Here is a 19,206-nt window from a genome sequence, read left to right on the forward strand (position 1 = left end):
GCGGCCTCAGGCGATAGGTTGGTGGACGGTGACCAGTTTGGTGCCGTCGGGGAAGGTGGCCTCGACCTGGATTTCCGGGATCATTTCCGGAATGCCTTCCATCACTTGTTCGCGGGTCAACAGGGTGGTGCCGAAGTGCATCAGGTCGGCCACGGTCTGGCCGTCGCGGGCACCTTCAAGCAGCGCCGCGCAAATGTAGGCCATGGCCTCCGGGTAATTGAGCTTCACACCGCGAGCCAAACGCCGCTCGGCCACCAGGCCGGCGGTGAAGATCAGCAGCTTGTCTTTTTCGCGTGGGGTCAGGTCCATCGTAGACATCCATCCGGGCAGATTAAAAAGAGTGGGATCTGCTCCCACAGAAAAGCAATTCAGGTGTTCCATATTCTGGGTGGTACGGCCTCGCGATCCAGCAGGGCGGGGCGTAGCAACTTCCAAAGTTCAATCAGCCAACCTCGGGCCAACAGCGCCTCACTGGCCAGGCACCGGGCAATCAGCAACCCCGGCAACTGGGTCAAATCCCCGCGCACGTCGTTGGCCAGCGAGCGGCACTTCTCCAGCAACTCGCTACCAATCTCCCCCGTCACCAGCAACGTCGCAAACACCGGTTGCCCATCCAGCCCGATGGGTGAATCCAGCAGACCGTCCGCGCCGACAATGCGCTGGCGTTCATGCCACAGCAACTGGCCGTCGCGGCGGATATCCAGATGTGCCTGGAAATGCCCAAGTTCGAAGCGCTCGCCACTGGCCGGGCGGCCCAGGGCCACGACGTCCCAGTAGAACAGCCGCGCATCGCCTTGAAGGTCGATGGAGGTGCGGAGTTCTGCCTGGGCAGCACTGAAAATGATCGTCTCCTGGGGCAACCATTCCAGTGTCGCACCGGCCGCCACCTGCAATTTCAGCTGCTGATAAGCGGGACCGGCGGCGCGATACCACTTGGCCGCGCCGGGGCTGGTGATTTGTGCCCAGGCATCGCCCTCGACGCTGGCCGAGATGTCCAGCCGATCACCGCCGGCAATTCCGCCGGGGGGATGGACGATGATGTGCTGGCAGACTTGCGGCCCTTCGGCATACAGGTGTTTTTGCACCCGCAACGGACCTTTGTGTCGGCGCTGGATCGGGCGAGTGGTGTTGCCGAACCGGGCGTAGCCCAGTTCCAGTTCGGCGTGCCAACTGGGGGTAAACAAGGCACCGGAAGCGGGAAGAGTCATGATCAGTGCTTATCGAGAGGTCATCAGGATGTTGCAAAGGTTGTGCCGCAAGGTATTGCAGGCCGGAGGCGGCTGTTGAATGTCGATGCGCACCAATAGTGTGCGCGGTCGGAGGTTCGGCGCGACAAATTGGTGCCTTGCCTCCCGAAGCGGTCAGCTTCGGGAGGTTCCGGCCCGGTGAATGCGGAGCGTGATGACTCAGATGGTAACGAGCCCGCGTACGCCTTCTGCTTCCATGTTTTCTCCGCGCCCCTGTTGCACTATTTCGCCCCGGGACATCACCAGGTATTGATCGGCCAGTTCAGCGGCGAAATCGTAGAACTGCTCCACCAGCAAAATCGCCATGTCACCCCGGGCGGCGAGTTTTTTGATCACGGCACCGATCTCCTTGATCACCGATGGCTGGATGCCTTCGGTGGGCTCGTCGAGGATCAGCAGGCGGGGACGGCTGGCCAGCGCACGGCCAATGGCCAATTGTTGTTGCTGGCCACCGGACAAATCTCCGCCGCGCCGTTGCTTCATCTGCAGCAACACCGGGAATAGTTCGTAGATAAACGCCGGGACTTCCCTGGCTTCGGAACCGGGAAACCGCGACAGCCCCATCAGCAGGTTTTCTTCCACGGTGAGGCGGCTGAAAATCTCCCGGCCCTGCGGCACGTAGGCGATACCGGCATGCACCCGCTGGTGCGGCTTGAACGTGGTAATCGGCTTGCCTTCCCAGTTCACTGCGCCTTCTTTGGCCGGCAGCAAACCCATCAGGCATTTGAGCAGCGTGGTCTTGCCCACGCCATTGCGCCCGAGCAGGCAGGTGACTTCACCAACCTTCACGTCAAACGTCAGGCCGCGCAGGATGTGGCTCCCGCCGTAGTATTGGTGCAGTTTGTCGACTTGAAGCATGTTCAAACTCTCCTCATTCCCTGTAGGAGCGAGCCTGCTCGCGAAGAACCAGAGGATGACGCGTTCATCCAGTCAGCCCGCGTCATCGTTAACCTCCATCGCGAGCGAGCTCGCTCCTACAAAGAGCAATCAGCGTCCAAGATAGACTTCGATCACCCGCTCGTTGTCCTGCACCTGCTCCAGCGACCCTTCGGCCAGCACGCTGCCCTGGTGCAACACGGTGACGTGGTCGGCAATCGAGCCGACGAAGCCCATGTCGTGTTCCACCACCATCAGCGAGTGCTTGCCGGCCAGGCGCTTGAACAGCTCGGCAGTGAATTCGGTTTCGGCGTCGGTCATGCCCGCGACCGGTTCGTCGAGCAGCAGCAATTGCGGGTCCTGTATCAGCAACATGCCGATCTCCAGGAACTGCTTCTGGCCGTGGGACAGCAAGCCGGCCGGGCGATTGACCGAGCTGGTCAGGCGAATGGTCTCCAGCACGTCGGCGATGCGGTCTTTCTGCTCGCCGCTCAAACGTGCCCGCAGGCTGGCCCACACCGATTTGTCGGTGTTCTGCGCCAGCTCAAGGTTTTCAAACACGCTCAAGGCTTCGAACACTGTCGGCTTCTGGAACTTGCGACCGATACCGGCCTGGGCGATCTGTACTTCGCTCATCGAAGCAAGGTCCAGGGTTTCGCCGAACCAGGCCTTGCCGTGACTGGGACGGGTCTTGCCGGTGATCACGTCCATCAGCGTGGTCTTGCCCGCGCCGTTGGGGCCGATGATGCAGCGCAGTTCACCAACGCCGATGTACAGGTTCAGATTGTTCAGCGCCTTGAAGCCGTCGAAGCTGACGCTGATGTCTTCCAGGGTCAGGATGGTGCCGTGGCGCGTATTCAGGCCCTTACCGGCGCGTTGGCCGAGACCGATGGCATCGCGGCTGCTGCCGGCGTCACGGTTGGGTTCCAGTGGCGGAAAGAACGCCGGTTCGAGCATGAACTCAGCCGTCGCAGTGACTCTCATGATTCACCTCTTTTTTTCAGCAGACCGATCACACCCTTGGGCAGGTACAGGGTCACGACGATGAACAGTGCGCCGAGGAAGAACAGCCAGTACTCGGGGAACGCCACGGTGAACCAGCTCTTCATGCCGTTGACCACACCGGCGCCGAGCAACGGCCCGATCAACGTGCCGCGCCCACCCAGCGCCACCCACACCGCAGCTTCGATGGAGTTGGTCGGCGACATTTCACTGGGGTTGATGATCCCCACTTGCGGCACGTACAGCGCACCGGCCAGGCCACACAACATCGCGCTCAACACCCAGACGAACAACTTGAACCCGCGTGGGTCGTAGCCGCAGAACATGAGGCGGTTCTCCGCATCGCGCAGCGCGGTCAGCACCCGGCCGAACTTGCTCTGCGCCAGGCGCCAGCCGATGTACAGGCTCGCCACCAGCAACAGCACCGTGGCGAAAAACAGTACCGCGCGAGTGCCCGGCTCAGTGATGCCAAAGCCAAGAATCGTGCGGAAGTTGGTGAAGCCGTTGTTGCCGCCGAAGCCGGTTTCGTTGCGAAAGAACAGCAACATGCCGGCGAAGGTCAGGGCCTGGGTCATGATCGAGAAGTACACGCCCTTGATCCGCGAACGGAAGGCGAAGAAACCGAACACCAACGCCAGTAGCCCCGGCGCCAGCACCACCAGGCACAAGGTCCAGAGGAAGCTGCTGGTGCCGGTCCAGAACCACGGCATTTCGGTCCACGACAGGAAGGTCATGAACGCCGGCAAACCATCGCCCGAGGCCTGGCGCATCAGGTACATGCCCATGGCATAGCCGCCAAGGGCAAAGAACAGGCCGTGGCCGAGGGACAGCAGGCCGGCATAACCCCACACCAGATCGAGTGCCAGTGCGACGATGGCGTAGCAAAGAATCTTGCCCACCAGCGTCAGCGTGTAGGCCGAAACGTGCAGCCTGTTGTCCGGCGATAACAGCGACAGCAGCGGTAACGCCAGCAGCAGAATGAGGATCACCGCGCCGGCGGCGATCGTGATTTTCGGGCCGGCCTTTTGTGTGGCCTTGAGCATCAGGGGCTGGTTCATCAGTCGATCACCCGTCCTTTGAGTGCGAAGAGGCCTTGCGGACGTTTCTGGATGAACAGAATGATCAGCGCGAGGATGAGTATCTTGCCGAGCACGGCACCGATCTGCGGTTCGAGAATCTTGTTGGCTACCCCGAGGCCGAATGCGGCCAGCACGCTGCCGGCCAACTGGCCGACACCCCCGAGCACCACCACCAGGAACGAGTCGATGATGTAGCTCTGGCCGAGGTCCGGGCCGACGTTGCCGATCTGGCTCAGGGCTACGCCGCCGAGGCCGGCGATGCCAGAACCGAGGCCGAAGGCGAGCATGTCCACACGCCCGGTGGGCACGCCGCAACAGGCGGCCATGTTGCGGTTCTGGGTGACGGCACGCACGTTGAGACCCAGGCGTGTCTTGTTCAGCAGCAGCCATGTGAGCACCACCACGAACAGCGCAAAAGCAATGATGACGATGCGGTTGTACGGCAGCACGAGATTGGGCAACACCTGAATCCCGCCCGACAGCCACGCGGGGTTGGCGACTTCGACGTTCTGCGCACCGAACAGTAATCGCACCAGCTGGATCAGCATCAGGCTGATGCCCCAGGTGGCGAGCAGGGTTTCCAGCGGCCGGCCGTAGAGGTGGCGAATCACCGTGCGCTCCAGCGCCATGCCGATGGCCGCGGTGACGAAAAACGCCACGGGCAGTGCGATCAGCGGATACAACTCGATGGCCTGCGGGGCGAAGCGCTGGAGCATCAGTTGCACCACATAGGTCGAGTAGGCGCCGAGCATCAGCATCTCGCCGTGGGCCATGTTGATCACACCGAGCAAGCCGAAGGTGATCGCCAGACCGAGGGCGGCGAGCAGCAGTATCGAGCCCAGCGACATACCGCTGAATGCCTGACCGAGCATCTCGCCGACCAGCAGTTTGCGTTTGACCTGGGCTAGGCTGGTCTCGGCGGCGGTGCGTACATTCGCGTCGGTTTCGACACCCGGCTCCAGCAGGCTTTCCAGGCGGGTGCGGGCCAGCGGATCGCCGGTTTCGCCGAGCAGGCGCACAGCGGCGAGGCGCACGACCGGATCTGCGTCCACCAATTGCAGATTGGCCAAGGCGAGACTCAATGCCGCGTGGACGCCTTCGTCGTGCTCGCCCGCGAGTTGCTGATCGAGGAATTTCAATTGCGCCGGTTTGGCGCTTTTCTGCAATTGCTGCGCGGCGGCCAGACGGATTCTGCCGTCGGCGGCGAGTAATTGATGACTGGCCAGGGCCGTATCAATCAGTCCCCGCAGACGGTTGTTCAGGCGCAGGGGTTTCGGTTGGCCGCCGATGGTCAGTTCGCCTTGTTGCAGGGCGTTGATCAACTCGATACGGACCGGATCGGGCTGCGCGGCCCAAGACTCCAGCAGCCTGGCTTGCTGAACGGGATTGGCGGCGAAGAAGTCTTCGGCGTCGCCGGCGAAAGTGGCCATCGGCAACAACAGTGCGATGGCGAGGATGAAGCGATAAAGGGCAGTGGGCATAGAGAGTCGCCTTGACGCGGACATTGTAGGAGCGAGCCTGCTCGCGAAAGCGGTCTGACATTCACCTTCAATGTCGACTGTCAGGGCCTCTTCGCGAGCAGGCTCGCTCCTACAGGGATTTGTGTCGGCCCAAGCTCCATGCTCAGGCTCGACATCCAGTGGCTCAGTTGCTCTTCACCGCATACTCCGGTTTCTTGTCGTTGCCCGGGATGAACGGGCTCCACGGTTGGGCGCGGATTGGTCCTTCGGTCTGCCACACCACGTTGAACTGACCATCGGCCTGGATCTCGCCAATCATCACCGGCTTGTGCAGGTGGTGATTGGTCTTGTCCATGGTCAGCGTGTATCCGGACGGCGCGGCAAAGGTCTGGCCGGCCAGGGCTTCGCGGACTTTGTCGACGTCGGTGGATTTGGCTTTTTCCGCCGCTTGCGCCCACATGTGGATACCGACGTAAGTGGCTTCCATCGGGTCGTTGGTCACGGCCTTGTCGGCGCCCGGCAGGTTGTGTTTCTTCGCGTAGGCCTTCCAGTCATCGACGAACTTCTTGTTCACCGGGTTCTCGACGGATTCGAAGTAGTTCCATGCCGCGAGGTTGCCCACCAGCGGCTTGGTGTCGATACCGCGCAGTTCTTCTTCGCCGACCGAGAACGCCACGACCGGTACGTCGGTGGCTTTCAGGCCCTGGTTGGCCAGCTCTTTGTAGAACGGCACGTTGGAGTCACCGTTGACGGTGGAGATAACGGCCGTCTTGCCGCCCGCGGAGAACTTTTTGATGTTGGCGACGATGGTCTGGTAATCGCTGTGACCGAACGGGGTGTAGACCTCTTCGATGTCCTTGTCGGCCACGCCTTTGGAGTGCAGGAACGAACGCAGGATCTTGTTGGTGGTGCGCGGGTAGACGTAGTCGGTGCCGAGCAGGAAGTAGCGCTTGGCGCTGCCGCCTTCTTCGCTCATCAGGTATTCAACGGCGGGGATCGCTTGCTGGTTCGGCGCGGCGCCGGTGTAGAACACGTTTGGCGACATTTCTTCGCCTTCGTATTGCACCGGATAGAACAACAGACCGTTGAGCTCTTCGAACACCGGCAACACCGATTTGCGCGACACCGAGGTCCAGCAACCGAACACCACGGCGACCTTGTCCTGGGTCAGCAGCTGACGCCCCTTTTCGGCGAACAGTGGCCAGTTCGACGCCGGGTCGACCACCACCGGCTCGAGCATCTTGCCGTTCACGCCGCCCTTGGCGTTGATCTCGTCGATCGTCATCAACGCCATGTCTTTCAGCGACGTTTCGGAAATCGCCATGGTCCCGGACAACGAGTGCAGAATACCGACCTTGATGGTCTCGGCGGCCTGGACAGTCCAGGTCATGCCCATCGCGGCAATGGATGCCGAGAGTGTGAAAGCCTTGATCAAACTGCGACGCTTCATTGTGCGATCTCCATGAACATTGAGTTTTTATGGTTGGCAGATGCGGACGACTGAAGGGTGTTTTGCAAGGGCTGTGCCTAAGGGCGAAAACAGTCTATTCAGAGCGGTCGCCGGCGGACGAGCCCTGCGCACCGCACCATGCTCGGGCGCGCAATACCGGGCAGGGCACGGCTGTGCGCCCAAGTGGTGCCTGGCGATATACATATGTACCGCTCCGGGATTTTTGCACTGGATAACCTGAGTGCTCACTTAAGTCTGTATTCAGGTTGGAGCACTTTCATGGATGAGAACAAAACCCCGAACAATGCCGCGCCTCAGATGAGCCGCGAATTTCTCTCGGCCGATGACGCGGCGCGGTATGCACACGAACAGGTCGGCCAGCGACGTGACCGCAAGTTTGTCGCGATGATTTTCAAGCGCGGCGCACAGAGATTTGTCGTCACCGAACCGGTCGAGGCCGGGGACCACTTGCTGGAAACTCAGCTGTTTGCGGTGGACGGACGAGGGCGGCCGGTCTATCCGGCCAATCACCAATTACACAGTTGGTTCTACTCGCACCAGGCACTGTCGACCCTCGATGCGGCGCAGATACAGCGCCTGAAGTGGTCGCGCATGGACGCTACCGTGAGCTTGCAGATGTTCAGCATTCACGAGTTGTTCCATATAGTCGCGTCGGATGCCCCGGCCTATTTGTCTGGGGCTGAAGACAGTCTGTTGTGGTTCGAGGAAGACAATGCAGGCTGGCAGAATCTGTTGCAGCGCCTTGGCACTCCGGCTAACCCTGGGCCTCTGGCGCTGGGCCTTGAGCAGGGCAGCATCCTGCCGGTCGAGTTCGTCCGGGAGGTGGCGCAGGCAGGCACATTGCGGATCGTCGTCGACAACGCGCCTTGGGGATATCGGGGCAAGGTGACCGGTCTGTGGAGTCCGTTACCGACGCTTGGCGAACGGCCGGTGCCGCAACAGGTGGCTTATGGCGCGGTTTTTTCATCGGCGGACGAAGCGGCACAGGACCGTTTCTCCCGAATGAGGGGCCAGACCAACCAGGAACAAACCTGGTTCGGCTTTATCCTCAAGCAGCAGGGCAAGCAGGAGTACGTTGCGACGGAGCTTGTCGCGGTCAATGGTGTTCGCGACAAGTTGTTTTCCCGCCATAGCCTGTTTCCGTACACCCGCAATGTCACGGATCAGGTCGCGCCGGAATCCTTCAAGCGCCACTCCTATTTTTATTCGCGCCAGCGGGTCACCCATACCCGCCCCAATCGTGAGTGGCTGGCCAGGCACTTCATCGTGCCCAGAGATCTGTTCATTGCGGTGTATGACTCCCGACGACCACTCGTCGTTGAAGGGGCCGGCGCGATCCCGACCTATATCGGCACGCAGGACGGTGCACTGCTCAAGTACACCCTGCGCACGAGCAGCAAGCTATTCGATAACGACACACCGAACATGGGGCTGGAAGATATTCAGTCGAACCTGGCCAACGGGAAACTGAGCTCCAGCGATTTTGTGAAGGTGGTGGCCAACAGTGGCGCACTGAGCGTCTTGCACACCAATGCTGTGTGGGACAGGGAAGGCCCGGTCGACACCAACTGGCGTCCCGCCCTGAATCTGGAACGATGCCAGTTGAGCGCGACCTTCGCGACTGCCGATGATGCGGTGTTGTCCGCGCGCTCCCAAATTCCGGCTGACACCGACAGGGTCTATGGCGGTCTGGTATTGAAGCGTCCGGACGGCTTGTTTGTCGCCACTCAACCAGTGATCGCGCTCCATGAGGATTTCGCTGTGGAGTGGATCTTCCCGGACGAAAGCATCGGCGCGGGGCTTTATCCTGCCGGTTGTTCCATCGTCGGCCGTTACCGTTCGCGCCAGAGCCGGACTGTGCCGGTGACCCTCGAAGAAAAGCAGAGGCAACTGTACCTCAACATGCTCTCGGTCAAGGTTGTATACACCGCGTTCAACCGAAGCGGGCGGTTTCTGGACGAATACCTGTTCGGGCCGGATGGTTCGGTGATCCGTTACCGTTGCGGGATCTGGAGGCAGTTGCATGCCGATCTGGCCCGCGCGCTGAATGGTTATGGCAACCTGCCCCACGACCTGGACGCGGAGTGGATCAGGAAGCGTATCCATGAAGGGGATTTGAGTCCGGTCGAATGGATCGACTCGCTGGCAAAGAATGGCTATTTGCAGGTAGTGGTCGGCAGCCCGACCTGGGGTGTGCCACGTACGGTCGATCGGCTCGGTGTCGCTCTTGTGGAGCCCGGCATACATTCGTCTACCAAGGCGAGCAGTGAGCCGCGTTACAGCCCGATGTTTGCTCAAGAGTCTGCCGCAGCCCGGTTTGCCCATGAGCAAGCTGGTGAACGTGCAGTCCCCGGTTTCGGGTTCATTTTGCACAACGAGCGCCTTGGCGCCTATCACAGCACTTTACCGGTGGCGGTGCGGGACTCGGCACTGGCATATGACAATGTCTTTCCCGAAGGGCAATTGCCATCGGGTTACATCGTGTCAAGTGTTTATCTATGCGCCGCGCGCCAGGAGAACGACACAGATGATGACGAGTTCGGAAGCTATTTCTTCTCGCCCATGGCGGTGCATCAGGTATTGGCAAGGGTTAAGTTCAGCAATGGGTACAAACCGATTTATTTTTCTTGTGCCGATGGTGCGCTGCTGCAATTTGATACGTCTTACTACACGCCTAAGGTACCACCCGACTTGGCCACTGGGTTTGAGAGGCTCCGAGGCACATTTGGTTCGCTTGAACAGGCGCGCACCGACCTGCGTAATATCCACTTGCGCACCTTCACACTGGGCGACTACATCCAGCGCATGGTGAAGTTCGGGAGGCTGGAGGTTCTGGTATCCAGTGATTGCTGGGCGAAGGGCTATGTGGCGCGGTACTGGCAACCGCGTCATTCGGGCATGTCCGAGCAGGAACTCTGGAGCTGGAAGTCCGAACTGCCCATGGGACCGATATTCCATCATCCCGACGATGCTGCCAGCTACATTCAGCAGCGCGCGGGAAGCGCCTACACGCAGACGGCCACCTACGAGAGCGCAATCGTGGCCAAACCCGATACCTATTCCTATTGCGGACTAGAGCCATTACCGCAAACGGATGAAAGGCTTGCCGGCCTCGGTCGGATCTTCCGCACGCAAACGGATCCTGATACCACCCGCAGAAACCAACCTCCCTTCTTTGCGCCGGACTACAAATTGATGGCGAGCCATCAGCTCTACCTGTCCGGCGTCTCTCCGCAGGCAGCAGATGAAGAACTTGTCTATAGCAGCTTCACTTCACCGATGCTGATGCACCTTCATACTCATGCCTTGAAGGCTAAAGGCTTCAACATCAGTGCGTACTACTACTCGACACCCCATGGTGCGCTGATCAAGTACGTACCCGAATATACACAGGCAGAAAAGGAGTTGCTGCTGACCCGTCAGGTCGATTTCGTCGACGGTCGGTGGGAAACGAGATTGTCGATGGCCGATTTCATTTCGAAACTGGCTGAAACCGGCGAGTTGCGGGTATTGCAGGCGGCCCATTTCTGGAATCGCACGGGGCGCTTGGGTCAAAACTGGAAGGTTGTTCGACGCCAGTTGCCACTGGCACCGGTCAGGTTTCAGCGTGACGAGTTGTAACCGCGCATAGTTCATGCGCTACGTCAGCGGCGACGCATCAGGCCGATAAAGAACAGCCCGCCAATCGCCGCGGTAGCGATGCCGATAGGCAAGTCTTCCGGGGCGATCAGTGTGCGTGCTGCGACATCGACCCACATCAGAAATACGCTGCCGAGCAACAGACAAACCGGCAGCAACCGACGATGTTCGGCACCCACCAATCGACGCGCAATGTGCGGCACCATCAGCCCGACAAAGCCGATGGAGCCGCTGATCGATACCAGCACTCCGGTCATCAGCGAAGCAATCACGAAAACGCGCAGGCGCACCGCACGGGCATTCAGGCCCAGGGTGACGGCAGTCTGTTCACCGGCCATCAATGCGTTCAGCGGTCGCGCCATGCCGAGCAACAGAACCAGCCCGAGCAACACACTCAGCGCCGGCGCCGCGAGCAGCTCCCAACGCGCCAGTCCGAGCCCGCCGAGCATCCAGAACATCACGGCGGAGCTGGCGCGATGGTCGCCCATGAACAGCAGCAGATTGGCGATCGCCATCATCACGAACGAGACCGCCACGCCGCACAGCAGCAACCGGTCACTGTCCAGGCGCCCGTGGCGACTGGCGATCATCAGCACCACCAGCATGCTCAGCAATGCACCGATGAACGCGGCAAACGGCAACGTCAGCAGGCCGACGATTTCGCCGACATGCAGCACTACAATCACCGCACCGAGGGTGGCGCCAGAGGTGACTCCGAGCAGGTGCGGATCCGCCAACGGGTTGCGTGTCACCGCTTGCAGCACCGCACCGATCAGTGCCAACCCGGCGCCCACCAGCGCGCCGAGCAACATGCGCGGCACGCGGATCAGCCAGACGATGTGCTCCTGACCAGCGCTCCAGTCCTGCACGCCAATGCCGAACAGCTTGTGCAGCAGGATCCGCCATACAACATCCACCGGCACACGGGCCGGGCCGAAACCCAGCGACACCACGCACGACACCAGCAGCACGGCGCCCAGGGCGATCAGCAGCAGTGCAAAACGACGATTGATCATTCGCCGTGGAAACCTTTGGCCAGGGTTGCCACTGCCAGCACATTGTCGATACCCGGCGTGGCCTGCACGTAAGGGATGACAATGAAGCGCTGGTTCCTGATCGCATCCACCGATTGCAGCGCCTTGGTATTGAGCAGGAACCGAATCTTCTGCTCAGCGGTGATTTCGCTGTAGTCGACGATCACGATCACCTGTGGATTGCGTTCGACCACGGTCTCCCAATTGATCCGGGTCCAACTCGCGTCGACGTCATCGAGAATGTTGCGCCCGCCAGCGGCGTCGATCAGCGCTTGCGGCATGCCGAGGCGACCGGACGTCATGGCACGGTCTTCGCCACTGTCATAGAGGAACACCCGAGGCTTTTCCGCCGGCAGGCCCTTGCCGATTTCGGCGACCTGATTCTGCATGTCGGCGATGAGCGCGTTGGCGCGATCCTGCACGTCGAAGATTTTGCCGAGGTTGCGCAGGTCGTTATAAGTGTCTTCCAGGGTCGCGGCAGGACGCTTCATCACGAAGGCGCAGGACTCGGTCAGCTCATACACATTGATGCCCAGCGGTTGCAGGGTTTGCGGCGTGAGATCGCCGCCGATGCGCATACCGTAGTCCCAGCCGGCGAAGAGGAAATCGACGTTGGCATCGAGCAGGGTTTCCACCGAAGGGTACTTGGCCGCCAGCTCCGGCAGGCCGTCGAGAATGGTCTGCATCCGGGGCGTCACGGCCTTCCAGCCACTGATGCCGCTGTAACCGGCCATCCGTGGCTTGAGGTCGAGGGCGAGCATCATTTGGGTCATGTTGATGTCGTGGCTGAGGGCGCGTTGCGGTGCCTGTTTGAAGGTCACTTCGCGGTTGCAGCTTTTGATCGTCAGCGGGTAGTGGGTGGCTTCGGCCAATGCCTGGACGCTGCCCAGCAGCATCGCGAGAGAGAGGCAGGAGCGCAGCAGGGAACGCAAAGTCATGGTCGGGTTATCCAGGTGATTCGTGGGTAGCCGTGCAACGGGTGTTCATCGATCAGCGCTTCGACACCAAACACGTTGCGCAGCAGCGCAACTGTCAGGACTTCTTTCGGCGTGCCGCTGGCGACGATACGGCCATGGTTGATCACGTACAGCCGATCACAAAAAGCCGTCGCCAAATTGAGGTCATGGATGCTCGCCAGGGTGCCGATGTTCAAGCGCTTGACCAACTGCAAAAGCTCAAGCTGATATCGCGGGTCGAGGTGGTTGGTCGGCTCGTCGAGGATCAGCAACTGTGGTTGCTGGGCCAGGGCGCGGGCGAGGATGACCCGCTGTTTTTCGCCACCGGAGAGGGTGGCGAAGCCGTGATCTTCGAAGCCCCCGAGACCGACCGACGTCAGGGCCTGGTTGATGAGGTTCGAGTCTTCAAGCGTGTCGCCATCGAACAAGCCTTTGTGCGGCGTGCGGCCCATGGCGGCCACCTCGAAGACGGTCAGGCCGAAGGCATCAGGGAACTCCTGCAACACCACGGCGATGCGTTGCGCGCACCAGCGCGAGGATTGCTTCCAGACATTCCGGTGATCGAGCCTGACCTCGCCGTGCTCCGGTTTGTTGAAGCGCCAGGCACAACGCAACAGGCTGGTCTTGCCGCTGCCGTTAGGGCCGATCAACCCGACGAACTCACCGGTGGCCACATGCACAGAGGCATCACGCAGTTGGAATTGGTGATGGCAATGGCCGTGGCCAAGGGGTGTCCAGGAAATGTTTGCGAGGTTCAGCGAGGACATGCAGTGACTCTTGAGGAGTTGCTAATGGCCCCTTCGCGGGCAAGCCCGCTCCCACAGGAATTGCGCTTATCCTGTGGGAGCGGGCTTGCCCGCGAAGGGGCCCGAAAGGACACCCTGAATGTTAGGGGGAGACGCGCGGGGGAGTTTACAGCCCATTAAGCCCCGCGCATCTCGCCTGTTTCATGATGAGGATGAAGCGCTTTCAGTCTGCCGGGTAAAACGCGACAGCAGCAGGCGATCCAGCAACCACACGGCCACCAGCGAAGCGCCCACCAACGGAAATGCCACCGCCAGCACGAACATGATTACCATCGCGGTTTTCCATTTCGGCAGGTCATGACGCAGCGGCGGCACGCCCAACTTGCCTTGCGGGCGACGCTTCCACCAGATCACCACGCCACTGACGGCGCTGAGCAGAATCATCAGGCAGATCAACAGCACGATGATCTGGTTGACCACACCAAACATTTTGCCTTCATGCAGCATCACGCCGATTTCCGTGGCGCGGGCGACGGTGCCGTAGTGCTCGAAACGAACGTCGGCCAGGACCTTGCCGCTGTACTGATCGACATGCAGGGTGGCGTCGTTGCGCGGGTCATCGGCGAACACCGAGATGGTGAACACGCCGGTTGCGGATTTCGGCAAGGTAATGCTGTAGCCCGGCTCGACCTTGCTCTGCGTGGCGATGTCTTGTACGTCTTGCAGGCTGATGGTCGGCGCCGCCGGACCAGCATGCGCACCGTCGTGGGCCATGTGCTCGGCATGGTCACCGGACATCGGTATCGGTGTATTTTCCATGGCCCATGGTACGGTCTGGCGCGTGGCACTGTTGAGGCTGCGTGCCTCGACATCGGACTTCGGTATGTCATCCCACATGGCTGCCGGGAACACATTCCACACTTCGGCGTATTGCTTGCCCCAGAAGCCGGTCCAGGTCATGCCGCTGAGCAACATCACCAGCAACAGGGACGCGCCCCAGAACCCGGTGACCGCGTGCAGGTCACGCCACAACACGCGACCACGGCTGTTCAGGCGCGGCCACAAAATACCCGCCGCCTGGCCGCGTGGCCACCACAGGAAAATGCCGGACACCACCAGCACCACGCCCCAACCGGCGGCCAGTTCGATCAGCCGATCGCCAACGGTGCCGATCATCAATTCGCCATGAATCGCCCGCGCGATGGCTTGCAGGTTCTTCTTTGCGTCTTGCTCACCGAGGATATCGCCGTGGTACGGGTCGACGAAAACATTCAGCTCCTTGCCATCGTTGAGTACGACAAACTGTGCGCTGCGTTCGCCACTGACCGGTGGCAAGTACTGGGTGACCTGGCCTTGTGGATAAGCCGTTTTCACCCGCGTCAGCAGGTCGTCGGCGGGGACAGTGTGATGACCGGCCGGGACGTTGAGCAGGCTGCTGTACATCAGCGAGTCGAGTTGCGGTTTGAACAGGTAGATGGTGCCGGTCAGGGCCAGCATCACCATGAAAGGCGCAACGAACAATCCGGCATAGAAATGCCAGCGCCACGCCAGGTTGTAGAAGTTCACTTTGGGCTGTTTCATCACGTGTGCTCCGCTTGGCTGGATCTTTTAGTTGTTTGCTTGGCGGTTGCTGCGCAACCGATCGCGAGCAGGTTCGCTCCCACAAAAGAGCGGCCTGCCTGCGTTGTTGTCAGAAACTCATGTCCACCTTGGTCCAGAGCGTGCGCCCCGGTTCCTTGATGGCTTGCGGGTCATTGGCGGGGAAGCCGAAACCGGCGTTGCCGGCCAGGTTCAAGTGCTCGGCGTAAGCCTTGCCGAACAGGTTGTCGACGCCGCTGCTGACCTTCCAGTGGCTGTTGATCCGATAGGCACCGTTAAGGGAAAACACGCCGAAACCCGGCGTCTTGTCGAAGTCCTTGCCGACCACGTTGCCTTTGTTCAGGTCGATGCGGTTTTGCGCGGCAACCACTCTCCACAGTGCGCCGGCGCTCCAGTTGTCTTCGCTGTAGGTCAGGCCGAAACGGGCATCCAGCGGCGGCATCTGCGGCAACGCCGTGCCATCGCTGCTGTTCTTGCCCCAGGCGTAGGCCAGGGTCGCATCGGCTTTCCAGTTGTCGGTGAGGTTGTAAGCGGCGCCGAGTTCACCGCCCATGATTCGCGCGTCGATGTTCTCGGCTTGCGAGGTTGTACCCATCATTGTCGGGGTGTAGTTGAACAGGATGTAATCGCGCACCTGCCCGACGTAAGCCGAGGCCCAGGCCTCAAGTACTTCGGTCTTGTATTGCAGGCCGAAATCGAGCTGGGTGGTTTTTTCCGGCTTGATCGAATCGAAGGCGTTCACCGATCCGGCGGGGCCGAACTTGGGTGAAAACAGCTCCCAGTAATCCGGGAACCGCTGGGTGTGGCCGACGCCGGCATACAGGGTGGTGGGGCTGTCGGCCAGGTCATGCTCGTAGCGGATGAAACCGCTCGGCAGGGTATCGGCGCGGGTGTCGTCGGCGGTCGGGTTCGGGCGGGTCATCATTCCCGAGCCGGTGGTCTGCCGAAAGTCCTTGGCCGAGGCTCGGTCCAGGCGTGCGCCGCTGATCAGGCGATCACGGTCGGCGGCGTACCAGGTCAACTCGCCAAACACGCCGTAGTTGTGGAAGTCGGCATCCTTTGTGTACGGCAGGTCCTTGTAGGTGTCGATGCCCATGGCGCTGCGCTGGCGATGCTCATTGGTCTGCGCGTCGATGCCGCTGATCAGCTGCACATCGGCCCAGCGCCAGGTGGCCTTGAGCCGTGCGCCGAGGGTGCGACGGTCGACGTTGGAGGCCATGGGGCCGGCCATCATCCCGGTACCGGACGGCGTGCGCAGGGTGTAGTTGTCCATCACGTGGTCGGCGTAGTTGTAGTAGACCTGTGCTTCGACCTTATCCAGTACGTCGCCGATGCTGGACCGCTCGAAACGCAGGCCGAGGCTTTCGCGCAGGAACTGCGAACCGTCCATGCCGCGCCCGGCGTACCGGGCTTCACCATCGCCACGGCCGGCGGTCAGTTCCAGCAGGGTGTCGGCGTTCGGCGTCCAGCCCAGCGCCACATCACCGTTCCATTTTTCATAGCGCGACGGCACGGTGTCGTTGTTGCCGTCCTGGTAGTCGTCGGAGTGCGCGGTGTTGCCGATGACCCGCACGTAACCCGACTGGCCACCGGCGGCAGCGTCCACCAGTTTGTCGAAGCGGCCGTAGGAGCCGGCCAACACGCTGGCATTGACCCGAGTGCCGAGCTCGCCGAAGTGCTCCGGCTCGCGGTCGAACAGGATGGTCCCGGCCGAAGAACCCGGCCCCCACAGCACGGTTTGCGGGCCTTTGATCACGGTGAGCTTGTCGTAGGTTTCCGGCGAGATGTAGGAGGTCGGGGCGTCCATCCGGCCCGGGCAGGCACCGAGCATCATGCTGCCGTTGGTGAGAATGTTCAGCCGCGAACCGAACATGCCACGCAGCACCGGGTCGCCATTGGTGCCGCCATTGCGCACCAGGGCAAAGCCCGGGATGGTTTTCAGGTAATCGGCGCCATCGCTGGCCGGCACCGGTTGGCGCGGATCCTTGGGGTTGGTGACGATGGTCAATGGCGAGCTGGGTGCAACGGCGGTAATCACCGTCGGGCTCAGTTCTTCGCTGTGACCGGTATGGTCATCGGCCAGCGCAGAAGGCGCCAGCAAGGCACCACACAGAATGGCAGTGGCGTGCCTGAAACGAACAGCAGATTCGTTCAGGGCAAAAGAGGCTTGGGCAGGGCTCAAGCACGGGACAGCAGAAAACCTGGACATGACAATTTCCGTCGAACAGTCGTAAACGACACAGCCGGCAGCCTGAAGCTGTCCCTGTGGGAGCGAGCTTTGGCTGTCTTGCGGACCGTGTGAAATCAGAAGTGAGTGTTTACGCGACGACGGGAGGAGCGCGGGTGCGGGCGCCGGGAAAGGTGGTTTGCCGGGCATGGCCCTGGCGCGCGGAGGGTGTGTCGAAGGTGTTGACGGGGGCGATGACGAAGTTGGCGAAGGACACGCCACCGGTCAGCGCCGGACAATTGAACAGCAGGCTGCAATAACCGCACTTTTCCCACAGCACATGGTGCCCCGGAGCAGGCGGGCAGTGCTCGGCAGTGGCCTGCGTGCCATGGTCGGCATGCTCCATCGCCGACATGTCCATGCTCATGCCCGCAGGCATGCTCATCGACATGGCGCGCGAATCCATCGGCATCGACTGAGAAATCAGCGGACCGATAAAGATCATCAGCATGGCGAACAGGCTGATCCAGCTGCCGCGTGTCAGGTTCATAGCCTGATTGTGCGACCTGGATGACCTGGCGCTGAGCGAGCGCATGGGCGTTTTCAGCTCAGGCGATTACGGCGTGTGCACGTGCGCTTGCAGGCTGTCCGGCGCCTGCTTCTGCACCGCGACTTCGACCGTCACGTCACCGGACTTCTCGAAGTGCAGCGTCATCGGGAAGCGCTTGCCGTCTACCAGCAGGCTGCGGTCCTTGAGGCCCAGCAACATCACGTGATAGGCCATCGGGGCGAAAGTGACCTCGCCACCGGCGGGCACTTCCACGTTCGGTACGTGCTGCATTTTCATCACGTCGCCTTGCATCAGGTGTTCATGCAATTGCGCTTCGCCCGCAATGGGAGTGTCGACGCTGAGCAGGCGGTCGGCGGTCTTGCCTTCATTGTTGATCACGAAATACGCCGCAACGGTGGGCGCATTGGGCGGCAACTCCTGGGACCACGGATGAGCGATTTCCAGTTCGCCGACCTTGTATTCGTGGGCATTGGCAAAGCAGGCAGGCAGCAGCAACGCGGCCAGAACGATGAGTTTGTTCAACATGGCAGTTCTCCGGAACGATTTAAACGCAGGTCAATTGCGAAAAAAATCACACCAGAGGGGATGCGCGGGGGTTGAGACTCGGCCATTGCTGGCGCGGTGACGGGCTTTCGAGAGAGGTCGCAGGCAGGCTTCGGTTGGACTCGAAGTGCGCGAAATACAGCTGTGGGGTATGCCCCGGCAGCGCCACCACTGGCGCGGAACCCGAGCAGCACCAGCAATGCTGCATGTTGGAGTGATCGTCGCCTTGCGGGGCTTTCTGTTCCAGGTCCCCGATGGAAATCGCCACCATCCTGGTGCCGCCGGAGCTGCAGAAACTGCCCCACAACAACTGCTCGGCCGGTGATTTCACCGATTGCGCCATCGCTGCGGACATCGGCATGGCGAGCATGTTGAACAGCACTGCGAAGCAGGCTATCCAGGCAATTGCGAGCCGTTGTCGGGACATGGGACAAATCCGTTTGGGTGAGCGATCAGGCGCGGGCTATTTAGCCTGATCAGGGCCGATAAGTAAAAAGGCTGCGTGCGGTGTGGTGTCGCAGCATCAGACAGCGATGGCGTGCAAACGCAGACCCAAGGCTTTCATAACCTTCATGATAGTCGCGAATTCCGGATTGCCACTACTGCTCAGCGCCTTGTACAGACTCTCGCGCCCCAAGCCGGCGTCACGGGCTATTTGTGTCATGCCCTTTGCCCGGGCGATATCGTTGAGCGCTGCACGTATCAGCACGCCGTCTCCTGCATCCTCTTCAAAGCAGGCATCCAGATAAGCCGCCATTTCTTCCGGTGTCTTGAGAAACTCGGCGGCATCAAAACGGGTAAATTGTTCGGCCATGA

The 19,206-nt window shown here is 60.9% G+C and carries 17 protein-coding genes; 1 reads left to right on the top strand and 16 read right to left on the bottom strand.

Annotated features, from left to right (window positions below; all coding sequences use genetic code 11):
- Positions 1 to 6: 6 nt before the first annotated feature.
- From ACEN8E_RS02385 to urtA, 7 genes are all read right to left on the bottom strand, one after another.
- On the bottom strand, positions 7 to 309 hold the full coding sequence (locus ACEN8E_RS02385; RefSeq protein WP_495591285.1) for an urease subunit gamma: 303 nt from the start codon (positions 307 to 309) through the stop codon (positions 7 to 9).
- A gap of 59 nt (positions 310 to 368) precedes the next feature.
- Positions 369 to 1,208: an urease accessory protein UreD gene (locus tag ACEN8E_RS02390; protein ID WP_495591286.1), complete on the bottom strand. Its 840-nt coding sequence runs from the start codon at positions 1,206 to 1,208 to the stop codon at positions 369 to 371.
- 198 nt (positions 1,209 to 1,406) lie between these two features.
- Positions 1,407 to 2,105, bottom strand: coding sequence for an urea ABC transporter ATP-binding subunit UrtE (urtE, locus tag ACEN8E_RS02395; protein ID WP_495591287.1), 699 nt, complete (start codon positions 2,103 to 2,105; stop codon positions 1,407 to 1,409).
- A 129-nt stretch (positions 2,106 to 2,234) separates the two neighbouring features.
- Positions 2,235 to 3,107 carry an urea ABC transporter ATP-binding protein UrtD gene (urtD, locus tag ACEN8E_RS02400; protein ID WP_495591288.1) on the bottom strand — a complete coding sequence of 291 codons (873 nt, stop codon included), beginning with the start codon at positions 3,105 to 3,107 and terminating at the stop codon, positions 2,235 to 2,237.
- Positions 3,104 to 4,183, bottom strand: a complete 1,080-nt coding sequence (gene urtC, locus ACEN8E_RS02405; protein WP_495591289.1) for an urea ABC transporter permease subunit UrtC — start codon at positions 4,181 to 4,183, stop codon at positions 3,104 to 3,106. The genes urtD and urtC overlap by 4 nt, the downstream gene beginning before the upstream one ends.
- A complete protein-coding gene (urtB, locus tag ACEN8E_RS02410; protein WP_495591290.1) occupies positions 4,183 to 5,685 on the bottom strand; it encodes an urea ABC transporter permease subunit UrtB in 1,503 nt (500 codons plus the stop codon). Before urtB ends, urtC begins: the two co-directional genes overlap by 1 nt.
- A 163-nt stretch (positions 5,686 to 5,848) precedes the next feature.
- On the bottom strand, positions 5,849 to 7,114 hold the full coding sequence (urtA, locus tag ACEN8E_RS02415; RefSeq protein WP_090328640.1) for an urea ABC transporter substrate-binding protein: 1,266 nt from the start codon (positions 7,112 to 7,114) through the stop codon (positions 5,849 to 5,851).
- Positions 7,115 to 7,393: 279 nt separating this feature from the next.
- Between urtA and ACEN8E_RS02420 the strand changes: the two genes are divergently transcribed.
- Positions 7,394 to 10,756: a hypothetical protein gene (locus ACEN8E_RS02420; protein ID WP_495591291.1), complete on the top strand. Its 3,363-nt coding sequence runs from the start codon at positions 7,394 to 7,396 to the stop codon at positions 10,754 to 10,756.
- A gap of 23 nt (positions 10,757 to 10,779) precedes the next feature.
- Here ACEN8E_RS02420 and ACEN8E_RS02425 read toward each other — a convergent pair whose 3' ends face one another.
- The 9 genes from ACEN8E_RS02425 to ACEN8E_RS02465 form a co-directional block, all read right to left on the bottom strand.
- Positions 10,780 to 11,790, bottom strand: coding sequence for a FecCD family ABC transporter permease (locus tag ACEN8E_RS02425; RefSeq protein WP_495591292.1), 1,011 nt, complete (start codon positions 11,788 to 11,790; stop codon positions 10,780 to 10,782).
- On the bottom strand, positions 11,787 to 12,746 hold the full coding sequence (locus tag ACEN8E_RS02430) for an ABC transporter substrate-binding protein (protein ID WP_495591293.1): 960 nt from the start codon (positions 12,744 to 12,746) through the stop codon (positions 11,787 to 11,789). The genes ACEN8E_RS02425 and ACEN8E_RS02430 overlap by 4 nt, the downstream gene beginning before the upstream one ends.
- The gene (locus ACEN8E_RS02435; RefSeq protein ID WP_495591294.1) at positions 12,743 to 13,531 is read right to left on the bottom strand and encodes an ABC transporter ATP-binding protein; all 789 of its coding nucleotides are present in this window, start codon (positions 13,529 to 13,531) and stop codon (positions 12,743 to 12,745) included. The genes ACEN8E_RS02430 and ACEN8E_RS02435 overlap by 4 nt, the downstream gene beginning before the upstream one ends.
- Before the next feature lie 180 nt (positions 13,532 to 13,711).
- Positions 13,712 to 15,091 carry a PepSY-associated TM helix domain-containing protein gene (locus ACEN8E_RS02440; protein ID WP_495591295.1) on the bottom strand — a complete coding sequence of 460 codons (1,380 nt, stop codon included), beginning with the start codon at positions 15,089 to 15,091 and terminating at the stop codon, positions 13,712 to 13,714.
- 109 nt (positions 15,092 to 15,200) lie between these two features.
- Positions 15,201 to 17,318 carry a TonB-dependent copper receptor gene (locus ACEN8E_RS02445; protein ID WP_495591296.1) on the bottom strand — a complete coding sequence of 706 codons (2,118 nt, stop codon included), beginning with the start codon at positions 17,316 to 17,318 and terminating at the stop codon, positions 15,201 to 15,203.
- 109 nt (positions 17,319 to 17,427) lie between these two features.
- Positions 17,428 to 17,871 (bottom strand): DUF2946 domain-containing protein, encoded by a 444-nt coding sequence (locus ACEN8E_RS02450; RefSeq protein ID WP_495591297.1) that lies wholly within the window; start codon positions 17,869 to 17,871, stop codon positions 17,428 to 17,430.
- Positions 17,872 to 17,892: 21 nt separating this feature from the next.
- Positions 17,893 to 18,372, bottom strand: a complete 480-nt coding sequence (locus ACEN8E_RS02455; RefSeq protein WP_495591298.1) for a copper chaperone PCu(A)C — start codon at positions 18,370 to 18,372, stop codon at positions 17,893 to 17,895.
- Between the two features lie 46 nt (positions 18,373 to 18,418).
- Complete coding sequence (locus tag ACEN8E_RS02460) at positions 18,419 to 18,817, bottom strand: DUF2946 domain-containing protein (RefSeq protein ID WP_495591299.1); 399 nt, start codon at positions 18,815 to 18,817, stop codon at positions 18,419 to 18,421.
- Positions 18,818 to 18,913: 96 nt separating this feature from the next.
- Positions 18,914 to 19,204 carry an addiction module antidote protein gene (locus ACEN8E_RS02465; protein WP_057397803.1) on the bottom strand — a complete coding sequence of 97 codons (291 nt, stop codon included), beginning with the start codon at positions 19,202 to 19,204 and terminating at the stop codon, positions 18,914 to 18,916.
- Positions 19,205 to 19,206: the final 2 nt, after the last annotated feature.

It is taken from the genome of Pseudomonas sp. Pseusp9, assembly GCF_059491265.1.

Bases quoted from the DNA above. Each gene is read 5' to 3' on its own strand.
- urtD (WP_495591288.1), bottom strand. From the start codon at position 3,107: ATGAGAGTCACTGCGACGGCTGAGTTCATGCTCGAACCGGCGTTCTTT.
- ACEN8E_RS02440 (WP_495591295.1), bottom strand. From the start codon at position 15,091: ATGAAACAGCCCAAAGTGAACTTCTACAACCTGGCGTGGCGCTGGCAT.
- ACEN8E_RS02465 (WP_057397803.1), bottom strand. From the start codon at position 19,204: ATGGCCGAACAATTTACCCGTTTTGATGCCGCCGAGTTTCTCAAGACA.
- ACEN8E_RS02420 (WP_495591291.1), top strand. From the start codon at position 7,394: ATGGATGAGAACAAAACCCCGAACAATGCCGCGCCTCAGATGAGCCGC.
- ACEN8E_RS02435 (WP_495591294.1), bottom strand. From the start codon at position 13,531: ATGTCCTCGCTGAACCTCGCAAACATTTCCTGGACACCCCTTGGCCAC.
- ACEN8E_RS02450 (WP_495591297.1), bottom strand. From the start codon at position 17,871: ATGCGCTCGCTCAGCGCCAGGTCATCCAGGTCGCACAATCAGGCTATG.
- ACEN8E_RS02425 (WP_495591292.1), bottom strand. From the start codon at position 11,790: ATGATCAATCGTCGTTTTGCACTGCTGCTGATCGCCCTGGGCGCCGTG.
- urtA (WP_090328640.1), bottom strand. From the start codon at position 7,114: ATGAAGCGTCGCAGTTTGATCAAGGCTTTCACACTCTCGGCATCCATT.
- ACEN8E_RS02460 (WP_495591299.1), bottom strand. From the start codon at position 18,817: ATGTCCCGACAACGGCTCGCAATTGCCTGGATAGCCTGCTTCGCAGTG.
- urtE (WP_495591287.1), bottom strand. From the start codon at position 2,105: ATGCTTCAAGTCGACAAACTGCACCAATACTACGGCGGGAGCCACATC.
- urtB (WP_495591290.1), bottom strand. From the start codon at position 5,685: ATGCCCACTGCCCTTTATCGCTTCATCCTCGCCATCGCACTGTTGTTG.
- ACEN8E_RS02455 (WP_495591298.1), bottom strand. From the start codon at position 18,372: ATGTTGAACAAACTCATCGTTCTGGCCGCGTTGCTGCTGCCTGCCTGC.
- urtC (WP_495591289.1), bottom strand. From the start codon at position 4,183: ATGAACCAGCCCCTGATGCTCAAGGCCACACAAAAGGCCGGCCCGAAA.
- ACEN8E_RS02385 (WP_495591285.1), bottom strand. From the start codon at position 309: ATGGACCTGACCCCACGCGAAAAAGACAAGCTGCTGATCTTCACCGCC.
- ACEN8E_RS02430 (WP_495591293.1), bottom strand. From the start codon at position 12,746: ATGACTTTGCGTTCCCTGCTGCGCTCCTGCCTCTCTCTCGCGATGCTG.
- ACEN8E_RS02445 (WP_495591296.1), bottom strand. From the start codon at position 17,318: ATGTCCAGGTTTTCTGCTGTCCCGTGCTTGAGCCCTGCCCAAGCCTCT.
- ACEN8E_RS02390 (WP_495591286.1), bottom strand. From the start codon at position 1,208: ATGACTCTTCCCGCTTCCGGTGCCTTGTTTACCCCCAGTTGGCACGCC.